Source organism: Flavobacterium sp. AK-345 (assembly GCF_058310175.1).
In genome coordinates, this window is sequence record NZ_JBZEER010000004.1 from 123879 (window position 1) to 134983 (window position 11105).

At 34.2% G+C, this 11105-nt stretch carries 12 protein-coding genes; 9 read left to right on the forward strand and 3 right to left on the reverse strand.

Annotation, left to right across the window (positions count from 1 at the left end; all coding sequences use genetic code 11):
* Positions 1 to 59 precede the first annotated feature (59 nt).
* The 9 genes from AC4FQ3_RS09665 to AC4FQ3_RS09705 all read left to right on the forward strand — a co-directional run bounded on the left by AC4FQ3_RS09665 (position 60) and on the right by AC4FQ3_RS09705 (position 8622).
* Positions 60 to 1091 (forward strand): DUF8457 domain-containing protein, encoded by a 1032-nt coding sequence (locus AC4FQ3_RS09665; protein ID WP_491181712.1) that lies wholly within the window; start codon positions 60 to 62, stop codon positions 1089 to 1091.
* Between the two features lie 102 nt (positions 1092 to 1193).
* Positions 1194 to 1913, forward strand: a complete 720-nt coding sequence (gene rsmI, locus AC4FQ3_RS09670; protein WP_302093780.1) for a 16S rRNA (cytidine(1402)-2'-O)-methyltransferase — start codon at positions 1194 to 1196, stop codon at positions 1911 to 1913.
* A gap of 125 nt (positions 1914 to 2038) precedes the next feature.
* Positions 2039 to 2383 carry a HopJ type III effector protein gene (locus AC4FQ3_RS09675; protein WP_491181713.1) on the forward strand — a complete coding sequence of 115 codons (345 nt, stop codon included), beginning with the start codon at positions 2039 to 2041 and terminating at the stop codon, positions 2381 to 2383.
* Positions 2384 to 2410: 27 nt separating this feature from the next.
* Entirely contained in the window at positions 2411 to 2905 is a 495-nt protein-coding gene (locus AC4FQ3_RS09680) for a hypothetical protein (RefSeq protein ID WP_491181714.1), read from the forward strand.
* 16 nt (positions 2906 to 2921) lie between these two features.
* The gene (gene recJ, locus AC4FQ3_RS09685; RefSeq protein ID WP_491181715.1) at positions 2922 to 4622 is read left to right on the forward strand and encodes a single-stranded-DNA-specific exonuclease RecJ; all 1701 of its coding nucleotides are present in this window, start codon (positions 2922 to 2924) and stop codon (positions 4620 to 4622) included.
* Complete coding sequence (locus AC4FQ3_RS09690) at positions 4612 to 5892, forward strand: MFS transporter (RefSeq protein WP_491181716.1); 1281 nt, start codon at positions 4612 to 4614, stop codon at positions 5890 to 5892. Before recJ ends, AC4FQ3_RS09690 begins: the two co-directional genes overlap by 11 nt.
* Entirely contained in the window at positions 5892 to 6806 is a 915-nt protein-coding gene (locus tag AC4FQ3_RS09695) for an alpha/beta fold hydrolase (RefSeq protein ID WP_491181717.1), read from the forward strand. The genes AC4FQ3_RS09690 and AC4FQ3_RS09695 overlap by 1 nt, the downstream gene beginning before the upstream one ends.
* 164 nt (positions 6807 to 6970) lie before the next feature.
* A complete protein-coding gene (locus AC4FQ3_RS09700) occupies positions 6971 to 7327 on the forward strand; it encodes a hypothetical protein (RefSeq protein ID WP_491181718.1) in 357 nt (118 codons plus the stop codon).
* 83 nt (positions 7328 to 7410) lie between these two features.
* Positions 7411 to 8622 carry a multiheme c-type cytochrome gene (locus AC4FQ3_RS09705; protein ID WP_073397672.1) on the forward strand — a complete coding sequence of 404 codons (1212 nt, stop codon included), beginning with the start codon at positions 7411 to 7413 and terminating at the stop codon, positions 8620 to 8622.
* Here AC4FQ3_RS09705 and AC4FQ3_RS09710 read toward each other — a convergent pair whose 3' ends face one another.
* The 3 genes from AC4FQ3_RS09710 to AC4FQ3_RS09720 all read right to left on the reverse strand — a co-directional run bounded on the left by AC4FQ3_RS09710 (position 8623) and on the right by AC4FQ3_RS09720 (position 10803).
* Positions 8623 to 9366 (reverse strand): UDP-2,3-diacylglucosamine diphosphatase, encoded by a 744-nt coding sequence (locus AC4FQ3_RS09710; protein ID WP_042565620.1) that lies wholly within the window; start codon positions 9364 to 9366, stop codon positions 8623 to 8625.
* 83 nt (positions 9367 to 9449) lie between these two features.
* Positions 9450 to 9902 (reverse strand): 6-pyruvoyl trahydropterin synthase family protein, encoded by a 453-nt coding sequence (locus AC4FQ3_RS09715; protein WP_042565621.1) that lies wholly within the window; start codon positions 9900 to 9902, stop codon positions 9450 to 9452.
* 136 nt (positions 9903 to 10038) lie between these two features.
* Positions 10039 to 10803: an enoyl-CoA hydratase/isomerase family protein gene (locus AC4FQ3_RS09720; protein WP_491181719.1), complete on the reverse strand. Its 765-nt coding sequence runs from the start codon at positions 10801 to 10803 to the stop codon at positions 10039 to 10041.
* Between the last annotated feature and the right edge of the window lie 302 nt (positions 10804 to 11105).

Consider the following 11105-nt stretch of genomic DNA (forward strand, 5'->3'; position numbering starts at 1 on the left):
AAAGACATTCAAAATACAGAATATATTAAAATATCCTATTCACTATAATTTCAACAGTTATGAAAAAAAAATTGGAAGCCGATTTAATCAGCATTGCACATCGAATTTTAAAGCTTAAAAATAAATCCGATATCAATCAATTATATCTTGAGACTCAGAAATTATATGAGAAATTAGCTGTTTTAAAATTTGTAGATGAAAATTTTGACGATGTAAAACCTACTATCGGACGTGGTGAAATAGAATCTAAGCTAGAAACCATTTTTGATCAGGAAGAAACACTTCCTGCAGAAATTAAAGTTGAAGAAACACTTCCCGTTGCTGTTGAAGAAACTGTAATTGAAGCCGAAGTGACTCCCGAAGCTGAAATTATTAAAGAAACTCCACAAGAAATAATTGCTGAAATTCCTGAAGAAATAATCCCGGAAACTATTGTTGAAACTATTCCGGAACCAATTACTGAAAAAGTTGAGGAACCTATAGTTGAAAAAACAGAAGAACCAGTTGCTGAGGAGAAAAAAGAAACTGAAACAGAATCATATTTCAGAACGATTAGCGAATCAAAACCGATTCCTGATTTCAAACCTTCTTTTGAATTGGATGAGGAAGAAATAAAAGAGGAAGTAAAAGAAGAACCAAAAACTGAAACTTCGACAAAATCAAATCCCGTTCACATTTCGTTTGAGGATATTTTGGGTGTTAATTATGCCGATGCTCAATTTGTAAAAGTAGATAGTTTTGATAATGTTCCTCCTACTCCAACCCCGTCAATAAACGAATTTAAAGAAACCAAAACTGTCACAGAAACAGCAACCATAGAATCTGCAAAACCAAAAGCCGTTCCTTTAAACGAAAAACTGGCAAAAGGTTTTCATATTGATTTGAATGACAGAATTGCTTTCACTAAAAACCTTTTTGGAAACAGTACAGAAGATTACAGTCGTGTTTTAAATCAACTATTAACTTTTGATACTTTTAGCGAAGCAAAAGATTTTATCGAAAACATGGTAAAACCAGATTACAATAACTGGGAAGGAAAAGACGATTATGCAGAACGTTTTCTGGGAATTGTCGAGAAAAAATTCTCCTAAACACGAATTTCACAGATTGACACTAATTTGTTTTCGTGAAATTTTTAGCACTTAATTATTCGTGCTAATTCGTGAAATCTGTGTTTAATATTAAAATTAATTATGTCCAAATTATATATAGTTCCTACGCCTATTGGCAATCTTGAAGACATGACTTTTCGTGCGATTCGCATTCTAAAAGAAGTCGATTTGATTTTGGCCGAAGACACCAGAACGAGCGGAAAACTGTTGAAGCATTTTGAAATTGGCACGCACATGCACAGCCATCACATGCACAACGAACACAAAACAACCGAAAACTTAATTGCACGTTTGAAAGCCGGCGAAACTATTGCTTTAATTTCAGATGCTGGAACTCCGGCAATTTCAGATCCCGGATTTTTATTGACACGCGCTTGTGTGGAAAATAAAATTGAAGTAGAATGTTTACCTGGTGCAACCGCTTTTGTTCCGGCTTTGGTAAATAGCGGACTGCCAAATGATAAATTTGTTTTTGAAGGTTTCCTTCCTGACAAAAAAGGCCGTCAGACTCGATTTTTGGCTTTAGCCGAAGAAACAAGAACGATGATTTTGTACGTTTCACCACATAAACTCGTTAAAACTTTAGCTGAGTTTATTCAGTATTTTGGAGAAGACAGACAAGTTTGTGTATCGCGTGAATTATCAAAAATGCACGAAGAAAATGTACGCGGAACCGCAAAAGAAGTTTTAGCCCATTTTGAAAAAACAGCACCGCGCGGTGAAATTGTCGTAGTCGTTGCCGGAAAAACAATAATTAAAGAACCTAAGAAAAGTAAGTTTTCTAAGGATGATGAAGAATAATATTTGCCACGAATTCACAAATTAAAATACATTAAAAGATGTTCGCCACGAATCACACAAATTATCACGAATTTAATTAGTGAAAATTCGTGTGATTCGTGGCAAAAAAAACTAACAACAATAACATGAGCATTCAAGCCTTTTTAGAAAAAGTAAAACAAACTCCAAACGAAATAACATTCCCGGAAACTATTGCAGTAATTGAGAAAAATTACAACTTTACACCAACAGCTTTTCAAAACGGAACACAACATAATGCAGCCGGAGAAAACTCTGGTTCCTGTAAATTATTTTCTTTCGCAAAATTGCAAAACTTAACTAGAGAAGAAACTTTAGCGTGCTTTGGTGCCTTTTATTTTGAAGAAGTTTTAGGAGATCCAAACGGAACAAATCATCAAAACATTAGGAATTTCATCAACTTAGGTTGGGACGGAATTAAGTTTGAAGGAAATGCTTTGGAATTAAAATAATATATTCTTGAATTTGATTAATTAAAGATGGAGGAAAGATTAAAAGAAATACCGGTTATAATATTTCTAATTATAATTGGAATTCCTTTATCTATATTATTTTTTCCAGTAATTCTGGTTTATTTTATATTTGAATTCTTTCAGAAAAAACGATTCAAAAAAAGATATAGCAATTATTTATTATCGATTGAAGGAAAAAAATTCTTTTGCTACACGAATCGAAAAAATAATCATCATTATATAGAAAAGAATATCATTCCAAATCTTACCAGTGATATTAAACCTATTTTTCTTGAAGGGAAACGTATTAAAAATGAAGACAATCGAGAATATATTTCAAATATGTTATTAAACGTTTCTGATCGAAAAGGATATCCATATCTAATAAAAATTAGCGATGGAAAAGCAATAGACAGATCAATGAACTATGAATTTCACAACTTCAAAAGTCAAAATAAAAATCCTGAAGATTTAGTAATTTTAATAAACAGCGGTTTCGATAATCTAAAATCAACACTTTAAAATCTACAATAAAAAAATGCGTTGGACATTAAAACCAAAACCTTCTGAAGATAAAATCAAACATTTGGCGCAAGCCCTGAATGTAGAAGATTTTGTAGCAACCCTTTTGATTCAGCGTGGCATTGAAACTTTTGATGATGCCAAAAATTTCTTTCGCCCTTCGTTAGAACATCTCCACGATCCGTTCTTGATGAAAGACATGGACAAAGCAGTTGCCCGAATTGAACTGGCTATTGAAAATCAGGAAAACATCTTGGTTTTTGGCGATTATGATGTCGACGGAACAACGGCGGTTTCTTTGGTTTCGGCGTATTTAAAATCTCATTATCCAAATATTGCCACTTATATTCCGGATCGTTATGACGAAGGTTACGGAATTTCTTTTAAAGGAATTGACTTTGCCGATGATAACGGATTCTCTCTAATTATCGCGCTCGATTGCGGCATAAAATCCATAGATCATATCGCCTACGCGAAAGAAAAAAACATCGATTTTATTATTTGTGATCACCACAGACCTGGAAATATTCTTCCGGATGCTGTTGCGATTTTAGATCCAAAAAGAGAAGATTGCGATTATCCGTATGATGAGTTGTGCGGTTGCGGCGTTGGTTTTAAACTGATTCAGGCTTTAGGAAAAAACCGAAATGAAACTATTGAAGATTTGGTTCCGTATCTGGATTTGGTTGCTACGGCGATCGCTGCAGATATTGTCCCGATTACAGGTGAAAATCGCGTTTTGGCTTATTTCGGATTACAGGTTATTAACTCAGATCCAAGACCGGGAATTAAAGCTTTGGTTCATCAGGTAAAGAAGAAAACATTAGATATTACTGATGTTGTTTTTATCATTTCGCCAAGAATAAATGCTGCCGGAAGAATTAAACATGGAAATCATGCAGTAGAATTGCTAACCGAATTTAATTTTGAACAAGCGCAGCAATTTGCTTCAGAAATTGAACAATACAATTCTGACCGAAAAGATTTAGATAAAAGAATTACAAAAGAAGCGTTTCAGCAAATTCTGGAAAATCAGGAAGAAGAACGATTTTCTACTGTTGTTTTTCAGGAAGACTGGCATAAAGGCGTGATCGGAATCGTGGCTTCACGATTAATAGAAACCTATTATCGCCCGACATTGGTTTTTACCAAAAGCGGTGATAAATATGCAGCTTCGGCACGATCTGTAAAAGGCTTTGATGTTTACAATGCTTTAGATGCGTGCGCTGAACATTTGGAACAATTTGGCGGTCATATGTATGCTGCCGGAATGACTTTGAAAGCCGAGAATTATAAAAATTTTAAAGAGGCTTTTGAAAAACAGGTTTCGGCAACTATTTTACCTGAAATGCGAACTCCTGAAATCGAAATTGATGCAGAGATTAATTTCTCTGACATAACACCAAAACTCATTCGGATTTTAAAACAATTTGAACCTTTTGGACCGCAAAACATGACACCTGTTTTTATGACAACAAATATAAAAGACACAGGTTATGCCAAAACTCTGGGAGCAGACGAAGAACATTTAAGGCTTTTTGTTAAGCAGAATAATTCGGAAGGAATTGCAGCAATAGGTTTTGGTCTTGGAAAAAAAATAGACATCACAAAAAATCAAAATACATTTCAGTTAGCTTATTCTCTGGCCGAAAATGAATGGAACGGAAACGTTTCGACTCAACTAATGCTTAAAGATCTTAGAACAAATGACAAATAAAGAAAAGAAAAACGACCCGTATGAGGCGCTGCGTTACAGAGAATTCAATGTTTTTTTAATATTGCGTTTTGCTATGGTTTTTGCCTGGTCGATGCAATTTATTGTTATTGAATGGGAAGTTTATAGTTTAACAAAAAATCCGCTTTCTTTGGGAATTATCGGTTTAATGGAAGTTATTCCTGCCGTTTCAATGGCATTATTTGCCGGACATATTGTAGATCAAAGAGAGAAAAAAGGATTATTGGTAAAATGTATCCTGGGGTTTTCGGTAATTAGCTTTGGATTATTTTTATTGACCTGGCCAAAAATTGTTAATGGCTGGTCTTCAACTCTAATTTTATACTCAATCTATACTTTAGTCTTTTTTGGCGGTTTGGTTCGTGCATTTCTGGGACCAACTATTTTCTCTCTCCTATCCTTGATTATTCCTAAAAAAGCATACCCAAATGCTGCAACCTGGAGTAGTTCGGTTTGGCAAATCGGGGCCGTTATGGGACCAGCATTGGCAGGGTTTTCAATTAACTGGGTTGGCGTTCACTGGTCGATGTGTTTGGTATTTGCATTTTCAATTTTTTCTTTAATTGCCTTATCTCAAATCAGTAAAAAACCAATACTAAATCCGAAGATTGGAGAATCAATAAAAGAGAGTCTTACAGAGGGTTTAACTTTTGTATTTAAAAATCAAATTGTTTTGGGCGCCTTATCGCTTGACATGATCGCTGTGCTTTTTGGTGGTGCTGTAGCGTTATTACCAATTTTTGCTCAGGACATCTTAAAAGTTGGTGCAGAAGGTTTTGGCATATTAAGAGCCGCTCCTGCGGTGGGAGCTTTTATTACGATGCTCGTTTCTGCTTATGTGCCTTTATATAAAAATGCCGGAAAGAAACTTTTAGTCGCCATATTTGTTTTTGGATTATCTATCATCTTATTTGGGTTTTCTACATCATTCTGGCTTTCTGTTTTTGCCTTATTTCTAAGCGGACTTGCTGACGGAATTTCTGTAGTAATTCGCCAGACTATTTTACAGCTTAAAACGCCCGATCATATGCGCGGACGTGTTGGTGCTGTAAATTCAATTTTTGTTGGATCTTCTAATGAATTAGGCGCCTTTGAAAGTGGCGCAACCGCCAAATTGATGGGAACTGTAACCTCTGTTATTTTTGGAGGAAGCGTAACACTTTTAACCGTAATCGTTACTGCATTAAAATCGCCTACATTTAGAAATTTAGATCTTCATAGAGATATGCAAGATCACCAAAATATGGAGTAATGAAACAATCGATAATGGTTTTCTTTTTGATGTTGTCTTTTTTAATAAACGGACAAAATCTCTACATTAAAACATACGGAAACAAAGAAAATAAAGCCATTATTTTTATTCATGGCGGTCCAAGCGGAAACTCGACTTTATTTGAAGGTACAACAGCACAAAAATTAGCTAACAAAGGATTCTATGTACTTGTTTACGACCGAAGAGGCGAAGGAAGATCATTAGATCCTCATGCAAAATTTACTTATCAGGAAGCTTTTCAGGATTTAAATTCAATTTTAAAAAAATATAATTTAAAGAAAGTTACTCTTATTGGTCATAGTTTTGGCGGTTTGGTTGCGACGCTTTACACAGCAAAATATCCTCAGAATGTTAGTAATCTCATTTTGGCCGGAGCTCTATTTTCGCAGCAGGAAACTTACGATCATATTTTAAATTCTTTAAAGAAAAGTCACAAAGGCGATTCTAAAACACTCAATAAAATATCTTACGTAGAGAAACTTGATAAAAATTCTGCCGGATACCGCAAACATTGTTTTGATCTCGCAAGTGATAATGATTATTTTAAAATGCCAAATCCTACTAAAACATCAAAAAAATTATACAGCGATTACGAGGCAGGCAAGTTTTACAAAACCAATATCCGAAACAAAAATGCTCCATTACTTTTTTATAAAAATGAAAAGCAAAATAATATCGATAGCCGACCTTTTTTAAAGGAAATAAAAGCAAAAGGAATTCCTGTTTATGCGATTTACGGACAAGATGATAGAATTTTTTCTGCGTCTCAAATTAAATCCATTAAAAATATAGCCGGAGAAAATCATTTTGCATTATTAGAAAACTGTTCTCACTATCTATTTGTAGATCAGCAAAATAAATTCCTTTCAAAAATAAAAATGTGGCTTAAATAACAATATAAACCAATAAAATGCTATAAGATAAATTAAGTTTTATTTCAGGTTCTTCTAAACAAAATTTATATCATCGTTATATTTTTAAAAACATCTTTTTTATGATTTTTTATTTAGAACTAATATAAATAATATTTATATTTGTTGAAACAAAAGGATTCATAATGAGAGAAATTGAACAATTATACCACAACAATTTTGGAATTGCTTTTTACTGGAAAAAGGAAAACGAAACCATAACCGACAAAGTTCAATTGGTTTTTAAAGAAACCGGTTTTTATTTTACAATTCAGGAGCTAAATCATTTCTGTGATTTGATAGAAGACAGCATGATTGAAAATGCATGTTGCGAATCTTGTGAATTAAAATATTCCTGTCATAAATTTTTATTAAAAACTCCTTGTACTGCAATTGATTTGGCTGTTTCTATGACCGAATTAAAATCAATTAAAGATTTAGTTGAAGGTTCTTTGTTTAGAATTGACCTTGACGAATATGTTTATGGAGCAGGAATGAATTAAGAATTAATCTAAACAATTTAACAGCATTTTTTCATATTTGAAATATATTTTGAATTTATTCAGAAAAAAGTATATTTACAATAATGAAAAAAACAGCTATTCTTTTTTCCATTTTTGCTTTGGTCTTGTTATTAATGGGCTGCAAAAATGAATCTGATAATTACATAGACCCACGCGGAACCGATTATGCCGGTTCTGAAAGCTGTATTCAATGTCATCAGGCACAATATGAAACAGCTTTTCACAGTTCGCATTTTAAAGCAAGCTCTCCTCCTACCAAAGAAAATATTTTAGGGCATTTTACAAATGGCCGCAATACTTTTGTTTATGATAAAGATACTAAACTTGTTATGGAAGAACGTAACGATAGTCTTTATCAGGTACTTTATAAAAATGGAAAAGAAGTAGAAGCCCATTCTTTTGATGTTCTTTTTGGAACGAAACACGCACAAACAAGTGCATATTGGAAAAACCACTATACATTTGAGTTACCTCTTTCTTATTACAAATCCTTAAACAGTTGGGCCACCAGTCCGGGTTATTCTGCCACTAAAGTAAATTTTGAAAGACAAATTGATAAGGAATGTTATGGCTGTCACAGCTCTAATATTGCCAGCAGATATGTTGAAACCAGCTCTGACAGTATTACTTTTATGACTATTGAAGTAGAGGATTTCATGAACAAAAATACTTTACTATACGGTATTGATTGTGAGCGCTGTCATGGACCTGCCAAACAGCACGTTCAGAAGCATTTAAAATTTCCTGATTTAAAAATTGCTCAAAATATTGTTTCATTCAAAAAACTAACAAGACAGCAAAAAATAGATGCCTGTGCACTTTGCCACTCAGGGAATGATAAAGCAAAGATAAAATCACGTTTTCAGTTTAAACCAGGAGACAAACTTTCTGATTATTTTAGAGCAATTCCGGGATCGAATGACAGTATTCATTATGATGTTCACGGAAATCAATTAGGGCTGCTTGCCCAAAGTAAATGTTTCAAGAAAAGTGAAAGAATGGACTGCATGACGTGTCATAATCCACATGAAAATTCGTCGCAAAACATGGTTGTTTATTCTAAAATCTGCATGAGTTGTCATCAGCAGACTAAACACACCGAAATGACTTTGACGACAATATCAAAAAAGTCATTACAAAATAATTGTGTAGAATGTCATATGCCAAAACAAATGTCGAATGCGATTACTTTTCAGGCGTCAAACAGCAAAAAGAAATCTAATTATATGCTGCGAACACACAAAATTGCGGTTTATCCAACTAATAAAAAGTAACTATTGTTCGAATTTTTGAAGCTCAAAGGTTTCACCGTCAAAAACTCCATAAGTAAAATAACCAATCCAGTCACCAAGATTTACATAATTGGATTCTTCTCCAACAGGAATAATCATTGGCAAATGACGGTGTCCGAAAATGAAGTAATTATAGTGTTTGGTTTCGAGTTTACGTTTGGCATACAAAACAAGCCATTCATTTTCTTCGCCTAAAAATTTAACATCTTCGTCGCCGGAAATCAATTTATTTTTAACTGATAAATATTGTGCTAAACTTACGCCAACATCCGGATGCAGCCAACGAAAAAGCCATTTTGAAAACGGGTTTGTAAATACCTTTTTCATTCGTTTATAACCTTTATCGCCAGGACCTTTTCCGTCGCCGTGACCAATTAAAAACGTTTTTCCATTAAAAGTAAATTCCTTATTATCGTGATATACCGGAATATTCAATTCGGTTTCAAAATAATCATTCATCCATAAATCATGGTTTCCAACAAAAAAATAGATCGGGATTCCGCTGTCGCGAATTTCTGCCAGTTTACCTAAAACCCGTACGAAACCTTTTGGTACAACGGTTTTATATTCAAACCAAAAATCGAATAAATCACCTAATAAAAAAATAGCTTCCGCATCTTGTTTAACAACATCCAGCCAGGCAACAAATTTTTGTTCGCGCGGCAAACTCAACTCAGGAGTTGGAGCGCCAAAATGCTGATCAGAAGCAAAATATACTTTTTTCATTCCGTGAAAGTTATGAGTTATTGATTATGAGTTATGAGTTGGACTCACAATTGGGATTTGGAATTTTAAAAAATTGGGATTTCTTATTGATTATCACTTGCATACCATTCTGCAAACGAAGATTCTGTTTCCTGAAGTTTAAGGGAATGCAGTGAAATTCCTGCAGGCAAACGAGAAATAATTCTTTTCGAAAAATCAACTACCATGTTTTCACTTGTTGGCTGATAGTCAACTAAAATTACGTGATGACCACGATTTTTCAATTCATTTGCCAATTCGATATGCGGCGTAGTTTCGTTAAAAACAGTTGCATGATCAAATTGATCGACGATTTCTTCTTTTACAATTTTCTTTAGATCCGAAAAGTCAATCACCATTCCGAATTTCACATTCGATCGATCCGTAATTGGCGAACCAATAACTGTTACCGATAATTTATAACTGTGCCCGTGAACGTTTTTGCATTTTCCGTCGTAACCGTATAAAGCATGCCCGGTTTCGAAATTAAATTGCTTTGTAATTCTGATATTACTCATCGATTTGAATTTTAGGTTGCAAATTTACAAATTAATAACCGTTTAAATAATAAATTCCAAATAAAGAAAAATTCCAAATTCCAAGTATCGAGTTCTATTGGAATTTGGAATTTAAATATTGGAATTTCTCTTTTATTTATTTTTTAAATTGTGTCAAAGCATTTTTTGTAAAATCAGACAAAACCAATTTTCCCGTAATAGCGGCACGTTCAAAAAGTATAGATTCCCATTGTTCTGTTCCTTCCCAAATAATTTTCTTCATTTCAAACAAAGCCTCAGGATTATAGGAACTTAATTTTTGGGCAAAATTTTCTACTTCGATATCTAATTGATCTGAATTGTGAATCTCCGAAAAAAGTCCTTTTTCTAAAGCCCATTCAGCCGATTTCCAGTTTTGCGCCGCCAAAGTCATTTCGGTCATCGCTGTTTTACCAATTTTTCTGGAAACGGCTGGCTCAATCACAAAAGGTCCAATTCCGATTGCCAACTCCGAAAGTTTTACAGCGCTTTCCGGTGTAGCCAAAACATAATCACAAGTGGCAATAATTCCAACTCCACCGCCAACGGCTTTTCCCTGAACGCGGCCAATGATAATTTTAGAACAGTTGCGCATTGCGTTTAACAAATGAGCAAAGCCAGAGAAAAATTCTGTCCCCTGTTCTTCATTTTCTACTGCCAAAAGTTCATCAAACGAAGCTCCGGAACAAAAAGTTTTCGAACCTTCGCTTTGTAAAACAATAACTGAAACGGTTTCATTTCGGCTCAACGAATTAATTTCGGCAGTTAAACGATTTAATAATTCACGTGGAAAAGAATTACTCGCCGGATGGCCAAATTGCACAATTGCAACTGCGTTTTGAAAAGTAGTTTGTAAAGTACCGTTTTGATTTTCTGAACTCATAAAAATAGTTTTGAACGTAAAGTTACGGTTTTGATAATTATTTTCGCTCTAAGCGATTTGAAATTTGTTTTTTGAAAATTAATTGACTTTATTTGCTATCGCTATGGGGGATTAGCTCATTTGGCTAGAGTATCCCGATCTGATCGGGAGGGCAGCCGATTCGATTTTCAAAAGCAAACAAAACAAAAAAGGGGGATTAGCTCATTTGGCTAGAGTATCCCGATCTGATCGGGAGGGCAGCCGATTCGATTTTCAAAAGCAAACAAAACAAAAAAGGGGGATTAGCTCATTTGGCTAGAGTA

Bases quoted from the DNA above. Each gene is read 5' to 3' on its own strand.
- AC4FQ3_RS09715 (WP_042565621.1), bottom strand. From the start codon at position 9,902: ATGAGTAATATCAGAATTACAAAGCAATTTAATTTCGAAACCGGGCAT.
- AC4FQ3_RS09695 (WP_491181717.1), top strand. From the start codon at position 5,892: ATGAAACAATCGATAATGGTTTTCTTTTTGATGTTGTCTTTTTTAATA.
- AC4FQ3_RS09705 (WP_073397672.1), top strand. From the start codon at position 7,411: ATGAAAAAAACAGCTATTCTTTTTTCCATTTTTGCTTTGGTCTTGTTA.
- AC4FQ3_RS09680 (WP_491181714.1), top strand. From the start codon at position 2,411: ATGGAGGAAAGATTAAAAGAAATACCGGTTATAATATTTCTAATTATA.
- AC4FQ3_RS09690 (WP_491181716.1), top strand. From the start codon at position 4,612: ATGACAAATAAAGAAAAGAAAAACGACCCGTATGAGGCGCTGCGTTAC.
- AC4FQ3_RS09710 (WP_042565620.1), bottom strand. From the start codon at position 9,366: ATGAAAAAAGTATATTTTGCTTCTGATCAGCATTTTGGCGCTCCAACT.
- AC4FQ3_RS09700 (WP_491181718.1), top strand. From the start codon at position 6,971: ATGAGAGAAATTGAACAATTATACCACAACAATTTTGGAATTGCTTTT.
- recJ (WP_491181715.1), top strand. From the start codon at position 2,922: ATGCGTTGGACATTAAAACCAAAACCTTCTGAAGATAAAATCAAACAT.
- AC4FQ3_RS09665 (WP_491181712.1), top strand. From the start codon at position 60: ATGAAAAAAAAATTGGAAGCCGATTTAATCAGCATTGCACATCGAATT.
- AC4FQ3_RS09720 (WP_491181719.1), bottom strand. From the start codon at position 10,803: ATGAGTTCAGAAAATCAAAACGGTACTTTACAAACTACTTTTCAAAAC.
- AC4FQ3_RS09675 (WP_491181713.1), top strand. From the start codon at position 2,039: ATGAGCATTCAAGCCTTTTTAGAAAAAGTAAAACAAACTCCAAACGAA.
- rsmI (WP_302093780.1), top strand. From the start codon at position 1,194: ATGTCCAAATTATATATAGTTCCTACGCCTATTGGCAATCTTGAAGAC.